This is a genomic window from Mucilaginibacter flavus, assembly GCF_030409315.1.
Lineage (GTDB): Bacteria > Bacteroidota > Bacteroidia > Sphingobacteriales > Sphingobacteriaceae > Mucilaginibacter > Mucilaginibacter flavus.
This window is the reverse complement of sequence record NZ_JAUFPS010000028.1, coordinates 283,303-301,274: the sequence shown is the minus strand read 5'-3', so window position 1 is coordinate 301,274 and position 17,972 is coordinate 283,303. Positions and strand designations below refer to the sequence as shown.

Genomic DNA, 17,972 nt, shown 5'->3' with positions numbered 1-17,972 from the left:
AGGGGAATGTGCGATTCCTTCCTTGGGGAAGGTAGAGGAAGGGGTTTGATCAACTATCCATGGCCGCATTTCCGGCCGCTTTTAGAAACCCCTCCCTGCATTTGCGCTCCTTTTCAACCGCACCCCTCCCGTTAGGCTACTGTGTGTACATATCTTTTACTTTTTAACACATAAATAAAAAACGTTGTCATTTCGAACGAGCAAGGGTGGGATTGCGCGCCGGAGGTGAGGAGAAATCTTCTAAAAGTGGACATTCGGCCATGCAAATCGTATAAGATTTTTCGCGGCGCTCAAGAGATAGTTTCTCCTCGCCCCCCACTGTTCCCTACCCTTGCTCGTTCGAAATGACATTTTTCTTTATTAAAAAAGATGTGTACACACAGTAGCCCGTTGGGAGGGATCAAAAAAACTCTCGAAAACTCAACGTTTAAAACCCTGCGCTGAGGTATAAACTTACTTATCCAGCAAAGGCAATAACTCTAACAAATCGTCGATAATCGCTTCCGGATTGGCCGATTCTAATTGCGCCCTGGTGTGGGCACCGGTAGTAATGCCAACGCTTATGCCGCAGCCCGCGTTTTGGCCTTCTTCAATGTCGATGATCGAATCGCCAACTTTTACTACTTCACTTGCGTCGGTAATGCCAAATTGCTCCATGGCCAGCCAAATCATATCGGGGTTTGGGCGGTTTTTGTCTACATCGGTAGCGGTAACCAAGCCGTCGAACGTGTGGCCTTTTTCCCAACCCAGTTTATCAATCAGCGATTCGGCGGTTTCTTTGTTGTAACCGGTGTTCAGTACGGTTAAAATACCTTTTTCACTTAGCGCGTCAAATAAGGTAACCGCGTTATTTTGCGGAAAAACCTCGATGCTGGCATAAGCGTCTCTCAGGTACACTACAAATTTGCTATATATATCGCTGGCTAACTGCTCGTCGGTATTATCGGCATAAGTGGCCAATATGCTTTTAATAGCCTGGAATTTTTCTTTCCCGGCACCTTGTGCCAATACTTCATCAAGGGTAAAGTTAAAACCGGCTTCATTGATCGCTTTTTGAAGCGTTTTATAAACTACATTGTTTTCATCTATGGTAGTTCCGGCCATATCAAACACAACCATTTTTATCATAATACTCTTATTTTTTGTTTGTTAATACTTTTTTAAACTCAATCAATTGTTTTAAGCCGGATCGCTTATTCTAACACCTACCCTTACCGGCTTACTGGCCCTTGCAAATGTAAAGGCTTCGGCAACCTCATCCAACGAATATTCTTTTTCAATTAAAGCTTCAAAAGGATATTTAAGATGATTTTTTTCGATGAAAGCCGTAGCGTTCACAAAATCCTGGTAATTGTAATTATGCAATCCGCGAATCTGTAATAGTTTACGCACCACTTTTTGCGCGTCAACAGGTACCGGCTTCTCGGGGAACACAGCGCCTATCCAAATAGCAATACCACCAAGTGCCAATGAATCTAACCCGGTTTTCATGGCCTGTGGCACACCGGTCATGTCAAACACAAAATCAACTTCGGGCCATGGCAGGGTATCCAGGTTATCTGCCGATGGGAAAGTGTACGTATCATCGGCGGCAAATTTCTCGCCCCAGTGTAAGCGGGTTTCATCGTTATCAATTAAACCTATCCAACCGGCACCGGCTTCCTTACACATGGCAACGCATGACAGTCCCAACAAGCCAGCGCCAAAAATCAGTACTTTTTTATCTTTTAAATCGCCGGCTATTCTTAATGCACCGGTTACCGTGGCATGCGCGCAGCTGATGGTGGCGGCAACGGGTATAGCAATCTCTGTAGATATTTTTAATAACGCGGTATTGGCATGTAATACGCAATAATCTGCCAGGCCGCCGTTAAACACATCATCGCCAATGGCAAGAGCGTGGCCGTATTTAAACAGCTGATCGCTTTTTTGAGGCATATCCACACGCGGAGCAGTTACATCTGCCGGTACCGAAAATATAGACCAGGTGATCCTGTCGCCAACCTTAACGGTATTGCCGTTAAAATCTTTACCGTTATGGGCAGGATCTATCCATAAAATCTCGCCAACAATCTCATGGCCTAAAACCACTTGCGCGGGCTCAATACGCCTGCCACAATAGGTGTGGATATCGCTGCCGCAAAGTGTGGTATACAGGTTTTTAACCAGTATTTCGCCGGGTTTTATAAAAGGCACCTGCCTGTCAATAAATTCAAAAGGCAGGCCAGCGCCGTTAAATACAGCAGCCTTACCCTGCGGAAAGTTGGTTTGTTTATTAGTCATTCCCTTAAGTTTTATTTTAAAATACCAGAAGCAAAACAGTACGATCAGGCCGGACACCACGCCCAGCACAATACAAATTTTGAGATAGATGTTGAGGATAGAGTAGCCCGCCGGCGCGGCATATCTCAAAAACATTAAACCGATGTAACCGGTATACCCAACCGAATCAACAATATACATCAGGAAGCCAACGTTGGCTTTTTCGCGGGTGATGGCTATCAGTCGTTCAAATACAATGGTGTGGATAGCTACGTAGGGCAGGTAAACGCCCAGGCCCAGCATCACCATAAATAAAAATGTATTAAGCCCGTGACTGAGGCCGAAAACAGAAGCGAGTAAAATGACAAAACCAGCCATACAGATGAACAGCGAAAAACGGAATGCCTTGTAATGGTTTAGTATTAAAACCGCCGTGCCATTAACAATGATAACGCCAAAGGAAACCAATAACTCCGACTGGGTGAACAATGCCGGGGTTTGATGAAAGCCTAAACCTGCCCAAAGTTCAACCGCGAAATCGGCCCGAACGCTTCTCAATAACGTAACAAACAGGTAAACCGCTATGATGCCGATTAAACCCGGGGCATATTTCCAGAAAAAGCACCACCTATCGGCAGCCTTCATCGGTTCGCGGGCAGACCGGGTGGCTATATCTGCAGCCGATGGCAGCGGCACGCAGGCCAGCATAGCAATAAAAATAAGCGTGGGGACTAAAAATACCAGTCCGGCAAAAAAGGGCATCCAGTTTTCTGATACATTGTAACTCAACAGCAAGGCGCCTACAGATTTGGATACCCCATCTGATACTATAAAGCTGGCACAAAGACCGGCAATCAAAAACTCGGTGTTTTTGCGCCCTTCCAAAAAGCCCAGCACCAGGCCAAAGATGACGCCAAGCGGGAAACCGTTCAGCAATAAACAAACAATATTAAAAGGGCGTGGCACTATGCCGAAGAGAAGCAGCATTAGCTCGGCAAAAAGAATGAGGCCTAAAATGGCTTTGATCCGTTGATTGTGCTTAATTTCGGATACTATTTTGATGCCTACCCATTTGGCTATCACATAGCCTATGGTTTGAGCGATGATGAGCAGAATTTTATAGTTAAATCCTAAAAAGGAAGCATCGGCATAAGTAGCAGCAGTATAAGGTTTGCGGAAACCATACATGCAAAAATAAGTACCAAAGGCGGCCACCAAAGCCCAGCCGGGATTGGCAAAAATCCGCTTTAACCGTACCGGCGATTCAGTTTGCTGCATGAACCATTATTTGAAACACTTTTGCATCAAATGATCCGCAATGGTAATTAAAATAAACACAGGGGGATTTATGGAGCAAAAGCATCTTAACGTAAAAAAACAAAGATACTTGCTGCAAAAAAGCCCCTGTGTTATTAAAAGCTTATCAAATTGTTAATTAATAGGCGATTGAGATCAGGTAGTTAAAGCCGCGTGTTCGCCAACTTTGTAGCCGCCCGCTTTAATACGAAATGTGATGTTGAGCCTGTTGAAACTATTGATCTGTACAATAGATAGGGTGAGGTCTATCAGTTCGGTGTCGGTAAATTGCCGGCACGCCTCCTCATAAACATCATCAGGTACGTTTGCGCCCGTAAGTTTAGTAATGGCTTCTGCATAGGCCAGGGCCGCGCGTTCCCGATCGCTGTAAAATGGGGCTTCGCGCCAAGCATCTAAAACATAAAGCCGCTGTTCGGTTTCGCCCGCGGCGCGCAGATCTTTGGAGTGCATATCCAGGCAATAAGCACAGCCGTTTATTTGCGATACCCTGAAATGAATAAGCTCCAGGAGCGATCTTTCAACCGGCGATTTTGACAGGTATTGGCTTAAGGCATACATACCCCCCAGGGCGTTATGCCCTTTTTGATAAAAATTCAATCGTTGTTCCATTTTTTTTGATTTTACAGATATGACGACCGGGGTAAAAAAAATAGGACAAGGCGGGAGAAAAAACAAGTTAAGATGCGGTTATTGCTTCATACCTAACCTTGACAACTGATAAGAACGGAAGCCATCCCGGAACTTGTTTCGTCATTACGACGGGTTAAAGGTTATAGCCATTTTCCTCCTCATCGTCTACGAATTTTATAACGCAACAACGGTTCCCTTTCTGATATAATTAAAAAAACCTAAGCCGATAACCGCTCCAGATCCTGCAAACCCCATTGCTGCAAAACACCAATAACCGGCATTAAAGACATGCCATAGTCTGTAACCTTATACTCCACCCGCGGAGGGATTTCGGCATAAATAATGCGTTCAATGATCTGGTCTTCTTCCAGTTCACGTAGTTGGTTTACCAGCATTTGCTTGCTGATAAGTGGGATAGCCCGCTGTAGCTTGCTAAAGCGGTTACAGTTTTTACTGATGGCGTAAATAAGCAAGATTTTCCATTTGCCGCCAATAAGATTGAGGCAATGCGTTACCGGGCAATTATTGGGGTTAAAATCTTTGTTTTTACGGATGCTGGCCATTGGTCTAAAAAAATGTACTATGATGCCTTATACAGACTACTTGTTTGATATAGACAAAGATACCAACTTTACTATAACTAAAAACAAACGCACAATGACGGCAGAACAAATTAAACAATACATTATAGGCGGCGAGTGGGTAAGCATTACGCCAGAGGTAAGGCCGAGTATCAGTCCATCGGCAACAGGTGTCATCCAGCCGTTTTACCTTACCCGTGTTTTTAAATATAAAACCGGCGATAAATTTGAATGCATAGTTATCAACTATGCCGATCCGAACGGTAAAGTGCCGCTGGTGAAAATTGAAATTAAGGGTCACATCATTTTCCGGGATGAGCACCCTATTACCCAGGGCGCTTACCAGGTTGATTATGTTGCCGATGAAGCTTACGAAGTTACGCCCCTGCACCAGGGCTTTGCCGATGCCGTCAACAAAATTCCCTCCGCCGTTTTTAACAAATGGGAACTAAATGTAATGCAGGATGTAAAAGACAAAGCTTTCCCTGCGTTTGGTCTTACCGAAGGACAAATTTATGTTGATTATGACCTCATCTATATTTATAACGACCTGTTTTTTAACGGCAGCAAAAATGTAGATGGACGTGCTTTTGACAAGCCGGAGAACAGGCCAACTAATTTACAGGTACCGTTGGTGAGGAAGCGGTAACGATTTGCAACTGCCACTTGTAAATTCGACAGCACGAGATTAGCAAAGCGACGAAAGACTTACGAAGTTTTTAAAACTTCGTAAGTCTGGGATCTACATCTTATTATGGGCTTGTAACAAGACCTTAATTCACCTTCTCAAACCGCGCAGCCCAACCACCTCCCGATGCCAGTTTTATCGTTAGCTTATCTTTTGATGTTACTGCGCTTACAGTCCGTTTATAGTCGGTGGCATCCTTATCGGCATTTACCCCATCTTCAAAAATGATCGCTTTGTAACTTCCCTCGCCTAAAAAGGAAAGATCAATGGTTAAATCGCGGGCATCCCAGTTGGTCATAGCGCCGGCAAACCAGGTTGTGCCTTTGCGGCGGGCAATGGCTACATATTCGCCCACTTTGCCGTCAAGGGCTACGGTTTCGTTAAAGGTGGTGGGTACGGCGGCAATAAAATCGGTACTTTCCTGCTCTTTGGTGTAAATGGTAGGGTTATCGGCCATCATTTGGAGTGGGGCTTCAAATATGGTGTACATGGCCAATTGGTGGCTGCGGGTACCCTGGCTCATGGGGTTACCATTAACCGGGCGATAATTGGTTTTGCTGGCATTGCGCATAGCGCCGGGTGTATAATCCATTGGGCCGGAGAGCATACGGATAAACGGGATGCTTACATCATACCCCGGATGATTAACCACACCCCATTTCAAGTTTTCCAAACCTTTTACACCTTCAAAATTCAGAATATTAGGGTAAGTACGCTGGATGCCGCTTGGTTTGTACATGCCATGGTAATCAACTATTAAATGATGGTCGGCGGCTTTTTGGGCGATATCATAAAGAGAGGATACCATTTTCTGGTCGTCGCGGTCAATAAAATCGATTTTGAAACCTTTTACACCCATTGCCGAAAATTTTGCTAAAGCGGCATCCGTTTGACGGGTGAGGGCATACCAGCTGGTCCACAAAATGAGGCCTACATTTTTTTGTCTGGCGTAATCCAGTAGTTCGGACAGGTTGATTTCGGGCGAGATCTGGTTCAGATCCACATTGCTCGACCATCCCTCGTCCAATACCACATATTCAATTTTATTGGCCGATGCAAAATCGATGTAGTATTTATAGGTGGGGTTGTTGATGCCTGCTTTGAAATCAACATGGCTGATATTCCAATCGTTCCACCAATCCCAGGCTACCTTGCCGGGTTTTATCCAGCTGATATCGGCCACACGCGATGGCGACGATAATTTCTGAACCATATCGCTATTGGCTAATTGCTTATCCTCGGTGCTGATAATCACCACCCGCCACGGGAAGCTGCGGCTACCTGCGGTTTTAGCAATATAATTAGCCCTGCCATTAACCACATAGTTCATGTTGGCGTAGCCACCCGTATGTTCAACAGTTGGGTATTGCGCAAAAGCTCCTTTCAGGTTTTTGGAATTTTGACCATCGTTGGTTAAATACATCCCGGGATAGTTTTCCAGGTCGGCCTCCAAAATGGCGGCTTTGATAGGATTTGCAACATCAACTAAAACGGGCAAAAAGGCCAGCGTATCTTTTTTTATTGCCGATATATTGATGTTATCATACAAGGCTTCAAAAGATGTTGTCCATTTATCCTTGTTCCTGAAATCGTTTACAAAGGGTAAAAAGGCTTTGTCATCATTCTTAAAATTAAAATTAGCCTCTTCATTTTCAATAGTGATATCTCCCTTCTTTTGGGTGATGAAACGGTAGGCTACTCCATCGTTATAAGCCCGGAACACCAGGCTGTAGTCGCCTTTAAAGTTGATGGCTATTTGGTTATATTGATTACGTACTTTATCCTTTTTGTAGAGGGGCGTGTTAAAATACTCGTCGGCTGATGAGGTTTTGCTGCTCTTTACCGCCGCGTTTTTACCTAATACCTCACCACCCGCCAGCGTCATGGATATGGATGACGGCATGATCACCTCGGTTTCCTGGTATTTGGCAGCCCATCTGATGGTAGTTCCGGCGGCTATGCTCAAGTCAATTTTGCCATCCGGCGATTTTACATGGTAGCTTTTTGTTGATTGGGCAAACGCGACAGTTAGGGGCATGCACAGGCAAAGTGAAAGTAATAGTTTGATCTTCATGGCACAGGGAATACAATGGTTTATAATGCCCTAAAATAATCATTAACGCCGGCGCGTAATAATGCAATCCTTACATTTTGTAATGAGAAAAAAACAGGGTACGTTTATACTAAATTAACTCTTGATATTTCGCTCCACCACACTGGAAACAAATTCCCTGTTCAATGTGTCTCCATTGAGGAAAATATCCGGCGCCGTGGCATTTTAAGCACGGGGTTAACTTCGCTATTTCTTCACCATTTTTATCTCGAAATGGAATAAGAGCATTTTTATGAAGACGTTCATGGCATACCCAGCAAAGAGTCATTAACGAATGATTCGGATACTGCCAAGGTGTTAAGTCAACTTGGTAATAAGTATGGTGAACATGTAAAGCTGGTACATGCCTCCATTCGTAATCATTTGATTTTTTTTTATTTAGAGTCAAAGCTTTTTCGATAAACCCAGATTCAAATATTGTAAAAGGCAATTCCTCTTTTAATTCAGTTCTATTGCGTATTGCAATAACTTTTCCCCAGTTTTTATCTATGGAATTGGTATCAACATAACCAATATATTGATTTGGTATTTTGAACGGAAATAAATAAGATCCTTTTTTCAAAAATATAGTTTGATGGATAATCCCTTTTAGTTTATCACTTGCATAAAATTCAAAAAAAACTCCATTATCATTTTTCCTACTGTAATTAAGGATACCAATATTAGTATCTACTAATAGATTTAAGTTTTGACAACATTGACATTTTGATCCATCCCTCTGTATGATTTCCTTTCTTTTTAATTTCCAGTTTTCGTCATTTAATAAATCCGCGTATGTCATATCTAAGGTACCAATACCCAAAAATTAAATTTTAAACATTCCAATCTCGCTAATGGATTATTTGCATTGAAACTTTATAGCGTAGTTATCATTCCCGTCCATATTCCTTATCAATCAGCTTAATCAACAAATCGGCATGTTGCAATTGCTGTTTCAGCATATTATCATAGGATGATACTACGCCTTTTATCAATGCCGCTTTATTGGCCAGTGAAAAGGTGTTTGCCGCAAACGAGGCACTTATTTTGGGTCCAGGTATTTTGCCATCGGCAACGATATAACGGAGGTCCATCATCTCGCTCATTTTATCGATGCCTTCTTTGGTATATTCAGAATAACCTTTCCTTTGGCCATCAATCTGGGTAATGTTTGAGTCATAACTCATGATGCTATCCACAACGGCCTGGTTTCTTACCAATCTTAATGATCCAGAGTATTTAAGCTGTGTAAGCGTACCGGTTGAAAACGATACAGGGTAATTAACCAATATAGCCCACCCCAATTTATGCATGTGGGTAATTTCTGTAACCGATATGGTTGGCGTAGAAAGAATATTAATCATGCTATCCAACCCCTTAAGTTTCCGCGCATCAAAAGCAAGGGTCTGCCGCATATCGGATGCATCCGATTTCAGATCTTTTACCATACTTTCCATGTACTCTTTTTCGTGGCTGTGCTCGTTAATATGCTCCAGCTGGTACTCGGCAACCGAGCCCGCAAAGACGGCCAGGAAAAGCATAAAAAATTCAAAAAGGTAATGTTTAAGTTTTGATCTGTCGGTATGTGTATGGTGGTGCACTTCCATCGGTATAGATTTGTGCCCTAAAATAATAAAAGGAATGTTTGCTTGTGCATGAAAATGCAAAACACATCGGCATTAATAACTGATACTCAAGCCGCCATAAACCTCAAAGCCATTGCGCTTAACTTCATTTAGCTGGGTTTTATCAACTTCGCCGCTGTTAAGGTAAAGCTGATCTGTACCATTGCCGGTTTGCCAGTTAAAATAAGTACCGCCAACATATACGGCGAGATATGAGATAATACGGTAATTAAGCCTGCCGCCGGCGTTGATGCCATAGCCGTTGGCATTATGGTGATAACTTACGGGGTGCTTAAAACTGGTAATTAGGTTCCAGTCGCCATTACTGGTATAGCTTAACTGGTGATAGGTAACATCGGCCTTAAAAGCTAATTTGTTGATTAGTTTAACGGTGGAATTTAATTTGAGGAAACCGCCTTTCCAGTATGGCGCGTATGAACTGTTTAAACCGGGATTGCTGTTGGGGCTACCTAACAGGCGCAGGTTTTCTTTGCTTTGCGCGTAGCCGATATATGGGGTAAGGCTAAACCTGTCATTATTAAAAATAACGTAACCGGCGCCCAAATGCCATAGCTGGGTATTGCCTTTGTTGGCACTGAAAGTTTCATTATAGGTACGATTGGTTCGGTTATCGCTGCCGTAATCCGAATCATTTACTGTTCCTGTTGATATAAATTGGCGGGAGTAATCGGCATAAACAGCAAAACGCCTGTAAAAATTCCAGCTGATTGCGGCTGTAGCGTTTTGACCGCCAACCTTCATCCACTTTAACTCCGATAGCACATTAGGATTTTGCCCGTTGATGCTACCCGAGATTGACCAGCGGAAGTTTTCCTGCTGATACCCACTTGATACGGCCACCTGCAATTTTTGATCAACCGACTGCGCATGCAACACCCTGGTACCGCACAGCATCACCATTAAAAAACAGGTAAATTTCTTCATCAGGTAAAAAATAGCCTGCCTTTGGTTTATAAAAGGCAGGCCAATATAAATGATAACTATTGATTTATTCCAAAAGCTTCCCAGCCCGATGCTGTTGTACGGGTACAGGTCATGGGTTGCGTGCCGTTTTCGCTCGATATGAAATCGCCATTATTGCCCCGAAGGGTTACCTTACCATCAGAGGTGGTAATCCAATCAAATTTTTCCCAATCGCCAATCGCGGTGCGGTTACAGGTAATAGCCTGCGTACCGTTTTCGCTGCTCACATATTTGCCCATACTTTGCAGGGCAACTTTACCACCGCCGGCATCAACCACGGTAAAAGTTTCCCATGCCGAAGCGGTAGCACGGTTACAATTCATGGCCTGTGTACCGTTTTCGCCGCTTACATATTGATTGTTAAAACCTTTAAGGGTGATGTTTGAGCCTATTGGCGGCGAAGTACTACTGCCCGATAGGTTGTAAACACGCACATAATCAACCACCATGTTGCAGGGCAGGGCACCATCATTAATGGTATTGCCCGGCAAATCGCCGCCGATAGCCAGGTTAAGAATAATAAAGAACGGATTATGGAAAGCGCCGGTGTTGTTAATGTTGCCAGCGATATTGCCGGTTACATACAAGGTATTATCAACATACCAGCGGATAGAGTTGGTATCCCACTCCACCGCGTAAGTATGAAATCCCGTTGGCGATGTGGTGGTGCTGCCACCATATTGCGAGTGCCCGTTAACATACCAGTGCATGGTACCCAATATAGTGTTAGAGGTATTTACCTGCTCCATAATGTCAATTTCGCCGCATTGTGGCCAGCCTACGGTGCCAATATTAGCGCCCAACATCCAAAACGCAGGCCAGGTGCCTTGTACGGCAGGCAGTTTAATGCTGGCTTCAATACGCCCGTAAGTGGGCTGAAATTTGCCTGCTGTGGTTAATTTGGCCGAAGTATACGGCTGACCGCCCACGGTTTCCTTACGCGCTGTAATGGTTAAATAACCGCCCGATACCGTTGCATTCGCGGCCTGGTAATACTCTTTCTCGTTGTTTACACCGGGGTTGCCATTGTCGATGTTCCAGTTGGCGGTGTTTACGCTGGTACCGTTAAATTCATCACTCCAGACAAGCGTGGCCGCTCTTGGTGTAGTAGTTTGATTGGACTGAGCCGCAGCTACATTGGCCGGTGATGATGCATGGTTGAGGTCTTTTTTGCAGGATGTGGCCATAGCTGCTATGGCCAGCAGCGCGTAGGCACCCTTTTTTAAGTTTAAGATTGTTTTCATAATGTTTGTATTTGGTAAATAATTGGTGGATTGCAGGGATTTATGTTTTAATGTAGAGACGCAATATTTTGCGTCTCCCACCAGGCAAGCAAATTTGCAAGTCTGATTTGCAAGCAGGAGACGCAAAATATTGCGTCTCTACATTTTTTATTTATTTACGCCAAACGCTTCCCAGCCAGATATGCTTGCCCGGTTACAGGTCATGGCCTGGGTACCGTTTTCGCTGCTTACGTATTTGCCGTTGTTGCCGCGCAAGGAAATTGTACCATCGGCGTTTACTACCCAGTCAAACTTTTCCCAGTCGCCGTAAGTGGCACGGTTACAGGTGATGGCCTGGGTACCGTTTTCGCTCGATACGTATTTGCCCATCCCCTGCAGCGCTATTTTGCCCGCACCGGCATCAACCACGGTAAACTGCTCCCATGCCGATGCGGTTGGGCGGTTACAGTTCATGGCTGTAGTGCCGTTCTCGCTGCTTACATATTGATTGTTGATGCCTTTGAGGGTAATTATCGAACCGATAGGCGCGCCGGATGATGAACCGCTTGATTGCGTGCCGCTCCATTTAAAAGTAGCTACCGCGCCTGCTGCCAGGGTGTAAGTGAAAGATTCGGCACCCCATTTCACTTTGAAGGTAACACTGGCCGACCCACTGTTTAACGCGACAAGTACCTTGCTGCCATCAGAATTTTTGAAAGCCACGTTCTGGATATCGCCGGATAGATTTGAGGAGATCCTTACAGCTCCCGGGCGAACGAAACGTGCCGCGTGACCAATAATGTAATAACCCACATTGCGGGTAATGGATGTGCCGCTTACGGTTATAGCACCTACGCAGGTGCTGCAACCACCGGCGGTATGCGGATTGTAGTTAACATCTGCCGCTAAGTTCCATTCCAAAACGTTGCGGCTCCAGTTACGCGTAGCGCCAATTACCAGGTTGTTTACATGCCATGAAAGGTCGCCGCCAAAATTGCTTGGCGCGCCTACCCATTGCTCGGTGAAGTACACGTTTTTAGCGGGATACGCGTTATGCACATCGCTTAATGAAGCAATGGCACCCGCATACAAGTGAAATGCCGAACCATCAACATAAGGGTTTGCACCGGCATCTGCTAAAACAGCCTCTGGATAATCAATCCTATCCGTATTATGATCATAGGCGATGATTTTGGTGGCGAAACCAGCCGCCCTTATTTGCGGACCAAGATTATTTTTAATGAAGTTAGCTTCCTCGCTGGCCTGCATCACCATACTTGGATTATTATATGGATTAAGCGGTTCGTTCTGAGGCGTAATAGCATCAATAGTGATGCCTTGTGCCTGCATGGCTTGTAAATATTTTACAAAGTACCGGGCGTAGGCATCGTAGTACGCGGTGTTTAAGCTGCCACCGGTATAGCCGTTATTTCCTGTGGTGTTAACCTTCATCCAGGTTGGGGCCGTCCATGGGGTGGCTATAATTTTGATAGATGGATTTATGGCGATGATTTTTTTAAGAATAGGCAGCAGATCGGTGTTTTCCTGGCTGATGCTGAAACTGTTCATGTTTACGTCGCCGGAAACCTGGTCGTAAGTAAAATCGCTTGAACTTAAATCAGACGCGCCGATGCTGATACGCAGATAGCTGATACCGATTTGCCCGTTGGCGGTTCCAAAAAGTTCGCTTAAAACCGCGGCCTGGTTACCGCCAAGTCCGTTCAATAAACTGGCGCTACCGCCGGTTAAGGTAAAGCCAAAACCATCTATGCCCTGGTAAGTTGTGTTTTCATCCACGGTTACTGTAGTAGCATTAGTGCCGGCATCGGCAGCAAAATTGAAGCTGGTTTGGGCCTGTAATAGTTTGGATTGATCGGATGTGGTTACCCAGGCGTTTACCCCCTCATTAGCGGCGCGGCTAACGGTACCACTGCTTGTTTCCTGTGTTTTGGCCGCCCCTGTATTGGCATCTTTTTTACAGGAAAACAGCAATGTTGCGGGTAGCAGGGTGAGGACTGCCAATCGCTTTAAATTGTAGTTGATGTTCATAAAATTACTATTTGGTTTAATTGATTTGCACGGTAAAATCCACCACAAAACACCGGCTACGCAAAGGCTAAGTCCACAAAAATGCTTAACCAATGCTTAAAACATCAATACTTAAGCTACAGCGAAAAGGCTGTGCTTAAAACTATTTTTCTGGAAGGCAGGTGTATATATGGTTTATAACTGTAAAACAAATTTATGCTATTTTAAACGTAATAAGCAAGTAAAATATTTATAAATAACTGATATATAGTACATTATGAATGTTTCGATACGCTTAGACAACAGGAGCATAAATATTAAAAACCAATACTAAAACGCTTTAAAACGATATTTTAGGAAATAGCTTTTTTTTTGCGATACGCTTACTTCGCAATTAATTTTAAAGAAAAAACAAGGATGTTGGATTTAAATAGAGCTATAGTGTTTAGGCAACACTAAGAGAGGGGTTTAAAAATAAGAAAACAGATTGTTATTGCCTCTGGTAAGATTCCCGATATCTGGAGGACAGCATGATGTGAACAAGGCGCAGACGACTCACCCCGACGAGGCTACGCCCGTCTGCCCCTCTCTCCGACTGCGTCGCATAGAGGGGCAAGAAGATTTTTGTTTCTTTAACCCTCTTTGCGGCTTGCCGGAGAGAGGGTGGTCCAGCGAAGCGTAGACCGGGTGAGTCGTAATCAGCGTTTAAACGATAAGCCATAGGTAGAAGGAATAACGAAGCAATGGCGATTTTGGGCTATAATTTCTTTTCGTATCCGTTTTTAAACAGCTTCTAAAAAAAGGAAGAAAAGAATTAACATCGGGCGTTGTAAAATCAGCAGATTTCTATTGAAGAAATAAAGGTTTCAATCCGCGCTATTATCAATTACCAGCTTGCTCCAACCCTTGGCCCCGGCGTTTTTGATCTCTTTTTTACGGGCTTCCATGGCTTTTTTAATGCGGGTGCTGTAAGCCCAGCAGGTGCTTTGGCGGATAGACAGGATTTCTGATAATTTATGTGAGGAGATCTTTCCTTTGGTGGAGTACATCAAAAAGATCATGTAAAAGGCTTTATTGGTGGGGATGCGGGTGTTTTGTAAAATGGTGTAGGCTATTACCGATTCTTCATAACCACATTTGGAGCAGCGCCTGCTGTAAGGTAAATGACCGCCGCCGTAATGGGTTCCGCTGCATTTGCGGCAGGCATAACCGTTTTCCCATTTCAAATCGCTCAGAAATTTAAAGCAGGTTTCCCTATCGGGGTAAATTTTGCTAAACTCTTCAAAGTCAACCTCGGCCGACATTACACGGTCATGCGTTACTTTCTCAATGTCGTTGTGCAGAATGATATTATCCTTCTCCAATAACACATTCATTCTCGAAATTTCTTCGGCCTGTTGCTGTAAAAGTTCATTAACAGAACGTAACTCTTCGTTCTGGTCGGCAATCATTGATGATTTTTCAACGAGCTCTTTAGTACGTTCCTGCACCTGCTCTTCCAGGCGTTTGTTGAGGTTGTCTTTCAACTCCTCGTTTTGTTTCATCTGGGCAATAATAGCCAGCTGGGCGTCATCTTTTTGCTTTTTCAGTATCCGCACCCTATCGCCTATGGCAAAAGAAATAAACAGCATTTCGGTAATAAAACAAACGCTCAGGCTGTAGTAGGCAAACTCGGTAACCGGCAATATCCACCAGTTTAGCGCAATACAGCTTTTTATGATAAAGCCGGTTAATAAAAACGAATAGCCTATCACAAAAAACCTTGCCGGCTTATAGCCTTTAACCCAAGTGTAGCACCCGCTGTAAAAGGCCAGTAACAGCGGTATAAACTCAATAATCTTGTAATTAAACCAGCTGTTATTGATGGTAAGGCAGGCCAGAAAAAACAAGCTTCTTAAGGCAATAATCCAACTGGTAGCTTTATATAAACGTGGCGCGTTGATTTTTAAATTGAGCAGGCTTTGCGTAAATAACACCGCGAAAATACTGGCAGCAAAAAGGGCTATGCCATAGGCATAGTGGTTCCAAACCGGGTTGTTGGGCCAAATGTACTGGTAGGCAATACCATCGGCACACATTTCATAAAGGCCGATGCTGATATTATAGGCGATGTAGTACAGGTATTGCACCTTGCGCATGGCCACAAACATCATGAGGTTATATAGCCCAAAAACCAATATCATCCCGTAAAAAACGCCGAAAAAGAAATACTCATCCAGGGCGTAACTTATAAACCAGCTTACGGTACGCAACACCATAATTACGTTTACCGAATGGTGCGACCGGATACGGATATAATAAACCGCATCGCCGGTTTTGGGGTTAACCAAATTAAGACTAAAGTTTTTGTGGTGATAAAAACGGGCTTCAAACGGGCGGTTGCTGCCTAAAAGCGTGGCTGTATATTGATGTTGCGCGTTGGGCGAATAAACGGTAATACTATCAATAGTTTGATCAAAAAACTCCAGCAGCCAGTTGTTTTTGGTGTTAAGGTTACCGCCTATTTTGATGCGGTACCAATAAGCAGAATTGATGTTGCGTGTTACCGGGGTTGGCTCGGGGTTTACTTTAAAACGGGCGTCAAAAGCGGAGATATTTACCTGGTTAAAAGGCACTCTGCCGGTAGTATCTTCAAAGTAGTAAACCTGCTTGTACTCAAATATATGTTGCTTTACGCTATCATTAAGCTGTACAACAGTTTGAGCCGATGTGCGTATTGTGTTGCAAAAAAATAACAGGAAAAAAGTTGTAAATACTCTTGTTAAAAGTTTGTACATACACAGGTAAACAGGGTAAGTATCTTTCGTACCTGCAACTTGGTTTTGCAGGCACGAAAGCTGGTTAGTTGGTTAGCGTCAGGCCGGGTACAATGATAATATTTTTATTTTTATATTCCTATTAAAGGTATATAATACAGTTATTTAAAACACTTTTTTATCAAATTGCGGCTATGTTTCCTATTACTTTTTAATATCTTTTATAAAGTTCAAAAACTTACCATACATATGTAGCAACCGCGCCCGCATCCAAAGTTGAAGTGGCTGTTTTGCCGCCAATTTTAAAACTAAAACTTTGTTGGCTGGTACCCGAATTTAATACGATCAACACCGTTGAACCATCTGTGTTTCTGAAAGCTACGTTGGGTAAGGCTGATAGATAATCAGACGCTATCCTCACAGCGCCGGGCCTCACAAATTTAGATGCATGGGCAATAATATAGTACGATACGTTGCGCGTAACCGATGTTGCCGAATTGATGGTTAAGGCCCCCTTGCAACCATCGCAGCCCCCGTTTGTATGCGGCCCGAACGATGGATCGGTAGCCAGGTTCCACTCCAGCACATTGCGGCACCAGTTGCGGGTAGCCCCCACAATAAGGTTGGTTACATGCCACGATAAATCGCCACCAAAACCACCCGTTGCCGGGGTATACTGCTCTGTAAAATAAAGGTTTTTAGCTGGATAAGCATCGTGCACGGCCGAAACAGAATTAATGCTGCCCGCATATAAATGAAATGCCGAACCATCAATGTAAGGGTTAGCTACCGCGTCTTTATAAATATCGGTAGGGTACTCGGTATGGTCGGCATTATGATCGTAAACAATAATTTTGGCTGTTATGCCTGCTGCCTTAAACTGCGGACCAAGATTGTTTTTTACAAAATCGGCCTCCTCGTTTGATTGCATCGTCATGGCCGGGTTGTTATAGGCATTTAGCGGCTCATTTTGCGGCGTAACGGCATCAATGGTTATGCCCTGGGCTTTCATGGCCTGTATGTATTTTACAAAATATTTGGCGTAAGTATCATAATAGGCCGTGTTTAAGCTGCCACCTTTAAAGCCGTTTTCGCCAAGCGGCGCGGTTTTCATCCAGGTAGGGGCCGTCCAGGGCGTAGCTAATATTTTAATAGCGGGATTTATGGCGATGATCTTTTTCAGGATAGGGATCAGGTCAGTTTTTTCCTGGTCGATAGAGAAGCTTTTGAGGTCGACATCGGTTTGGCCGGGAGTTACCTCATCGTAAGTATAATCAAAAGCGCTTAAGTCTGATGCGCCGATGGTTATTCTTAAATAACTTACACCAATGTGCGTGCCATCGGTAGCAAATAAATCGGTAAGCAAATCGTTCTTTTGCGCATCGCTCATCAGGTTAATTACCTGGGCGCTGCCGCCGGTAAGGCAATAACCAAAACCGTCAATAGTTTGGTAAGTAGTTGCCGCATCGATATTGATGAGCGGACCCGAAGCAGCGCTGGTACCAAAGTTAATTGACACGTTTTGCTTGCTAAACACGTTGGTTTGATCGGCAGTGGTAAGCCACATGGCCACATCGCTACTAAGCGGTGTGGTTGGCGTAGTTGGGGTAGTTGGATTAGTAGGGGTAACAGTGCCTGCAGACGATTTTTTACCACACGATGCCGCGCTAAAAACGCAAAGGGTAACAATGGAGGTAATAACAGTTCTGGTTAAATTTATTTTCATAACGGGTTTATAAAAACAGGTTAAATTGTTTTCAATTGATATTAAATTTGGGTTAAATTG

The 17,972-nt window shown here is 44.0% G+C and carries 13 protein-coding genes; 1 reads left to right on the top strand and 12 read right to left on the bottom strand.

What is annotated here, in order from left to right; all coding sequences use genetic code 11:
• Positions 1-453 precede the first annotated feature (453 nt).
• From QWZ17_RS12570 to QWZ17_RS12555, 4 genes are all read right to left on the bottom strand, one after another.
• Positions 454-1,128, bottom strand: a complete 675-nt coding sequence (locus QWZ17_RS12570) for a phosphonatase-like hydrolase (RefSeq protein WP_290305566.1) — start codon at positions 1,126-1,128, stop codon at positions 454-456.
• 51 nt (positions 1,129-1,179) lie between these two features.
• Positions 1,180-3,540, bottom strand: a complete 2,361-nt coding sequence (locus tag QWZ17_RS12565; RefSeq protein WP_290305565.1) for a DUF5690 family protein — start codon at positions 3,538-3,540, stop codon at positions 1,180-1,182.
• Positions 3,541-3,714: 174 nt separating this feature from the next.
• The gene (locus QWZ17_RS12560) at positions 3,715-4,188 is read right to left on the bottom strand and encodes a carboxymuconolactone decarboxylase family protein (protein WP_290305564.1); all 474 of its coding nucleotides are present in this window, start codon (positions 4,186-4,188) and stop codon (positions 3,715-3,717) included.
• Between the two features lie 239 nt (positions 4,189-4,427).
• Complete coding sequence (locus tag QWZ17_RS12555; protein WP_290305563.1) at positions 4,428-4,772, bottom strand: winged helix-turn-helix transcriptional regulator; 345 nt, start codon at positions 4,770-4,772, stop codon at positions 4,428-4,430.
• A gap of 94 nt (positions 4,773-4,866) precedes the next feature.
• Here QWZ17_RS12555 and QWZ17_RS12550 point away from each other — a divergent pair, with 94 nt between their 5' ends.
• Entirely contained in the window at positions 4,867-5,439 is a 573-nt protein-coding gene (locus QWZ17_RS12550) for a hypothetical protein (RefSeq protein ID WP_353959487.1), read from the top strand.
• Between the two features lie 124 nt (positions 5,440-5,563).
• On the opposite strand, the gene QWZ17_RS12545 is transcribed toward QWZ17_RS12550, so the two are convergent.
• The 8 genes from QWZ17_RS12545 to QWZ17_RS12510 form a co-directional block, all read right to left on the bottom strand.
• Positions 5,564-7,552: a retaining alpha-galactosidase gene (locus QWZ17_RS12545; protein ID WP_290305562.1), complete on the bottom strand. Its 1,989-nt coding sequence runs from the start codon at positions 7,550-7,552 to the stop codon at positions 5,564-5,566.
• 109 nt (positions 7,553-7,661) lie between these two features.
• Positions 7,662-8,393 (bottom strand): hypothetical protein, encoded by a 732-nt coding sequence (locus tag QWZ17_RS12540; RefSeq protein WP_290305561.1) that lies wholly within the window; start codon positions 8,391-8,393, stop codon positions 7,662-7,664.
• Between the two features lie 67 nt (positions 8,394-8,460).
• Complete coding sequence (locus tag QWZ17_RS12535; RefSeq protein WP_290305560.1) at positions 8,461-9,177, bottom strand: hypothetical protein; 717 nt, start codon at positions 9,175-9,177, stop codon at positions 8,461-8,463.
• Positions 9,178-9,249: 72 nt separating this feature from the next.
• Positions 9,250-10,140 (bottom strand): hypothetical protein, encoded by an 891-nt coding sequence (locus QWZ17_RS12530; RefSeq protein ID WP_290305559.1) that lies wholly within the window; start codon positions 10,138-10,140, stop codon positions 9,250-9,252.
• 56 nt (positions 10,141-10,196) lie between these two features.
• Positions 10,197-11,423 carry a family 16 glycosylhydrolase gene (locus tag QWZ17_RS12525; protein WP_290305558.1) on the bottom strand — a complete coding sequence of 409 codons (1,227 nt, stop codon included), beginning with the start codon at positions 11,421-11,423 and terminating at the stop codon, positions 10,197-10,199.
• Positions 11,424-11,570: 147 nt separating this feature from the next.
• The gene (locus QWZ17_RS12520; RefSeq protein WP_290305557.1) at positions 11,571-13,451 is read right to left on the bottom strand and encodes a glycoside hydrolase family 30 beta sandwich domain-containing protein; all 1,881 of its coding nucleotides are present in this window, start codon (positions 13,449-13,451) and stop codon (positions 11,571-11,573) included.
• Positions 13,452-14,296: 845 nt separating this feature from the next.
• Positions 14,297-16,207 (bottom strand): 7TM diverse intracellular signaling domain-containing protein, encoded by a 1,911-nt coding sequence (locus QWZ17_RS12515; RefSeq protein ID WP_290305556.1) that lies wholly within the window; start codon positions 16,205-16,207, stop codon positions 14,297-14,299.
• Between the two features lie 217 nt (positions 16,208-16,424).
• Positions 16,425-17,912 carry a glycoside hydrolase family 30 protein gene (locus QWZ17_RS12510; protein ID WP_290305555.1) on the bottom strand — a complete coding sequence of 496 codons (1,488 nt, stop codon included), beginning with the start codon at positions 17,910-17,912 and terminating at the stop codon, positions 16,425-16,427.
• Between the last annotated feature and the right edge of the window lie 60 nt (positions 17,913-17,972).

What these genes read in the sequence shown, in the direction of transcription:
- QWZ17_RS12550 (WP_353959487.1), top strand. Translation starts at nt 4,867, where the DNA reads ATGACGGCAGAACAAATTAAACAATACATTATAGGCGGCGAGTGGGTA.
- QWZ17_RS12525 (WP_290305558.1), bottom strand. Translation starts at nt 11,423, where the DNA reads ATGAAAACAATCTTAAACTTAAAAAAGGGTGCCTACGCGCTGCTGGCC.
- QWZ17_RS12560 (WP_290305564.1), bottom strand. Translation starts at nt 4,188, where the DNA reads ATGGAACAACGATTGAATTTTTATCAAAAAGGGCATAACGCCCTGGGG.
- QWZ17_RS12510 (WP_290305555.1), bottom strand. Translation starts at nt 17,912, where the DNA reads ATGAAAATAAATTTAACCAGAACTGTTATTACCTCCATTGTTACCCTT.
- QWZ17_RS12530 (WP_290305559.1), bottom strand. Translation starts at nt 10,140, where the DNA reads ATGAAGAAATTTACCTGTTTTTTAATGGTGATGCTGTGCGGTACCAGG.
- QWZ17_RS12545 (WP_290305562.1), bottom strand. Translation starts at nt 7,552, where the DNA reads ATGAAGATCAAACTATTACTTTCACTTTGCCTGTGCATGCCCCTAACT.
- QWZ17_RS12520 (WP_290305557.1), bottom strand. Translation starts at nt 13,451, where the DNA reads ATGAACATCAACTACAATTTAAAGCGATTGGCAGTCCTCACCCTGCTA.
- QWZ17_RS12555 (WP_290305563.1), bottom strand. Translation starts at nt 4,772, where the DNA reads ATGGCCAGCATCCGTAAAAACAAAGATTTTAACCCCAATAATTGCCCG.
- QWZ17_RS12565 (WP_290305565.1), bottom strand. Translation starts at nt 3,540, where the DNA reads ATGCAGCAAACTGAATCGCCGGTACGGTTAAAGCGGATTTTTGCCAAT.
- QWZ17_RS12515 (WP_290305556.1), bottom strand. Translation starts at nt 16,207, where the DNA reads ATGTACAAACTTTTAACAAGAGTATTTACAACTTTTTTCCTGTTATTT.
- QWZ17_RS12535 (WP_290305560.1), bottom strand. Translation starts at nt 9,177, where the DNA reads ATGGAAGTGCACCACCATACACATACCGACAGATCAAAACTTAAACAT.
- QWZ17_RS12570 (WP_290305566.1), bottom strand. Translation starts at nt 1,128, where the DNA reads ATGATAAAAATGGTTGTGTTTGATATGGCCGGAACTACCATAGATGAA.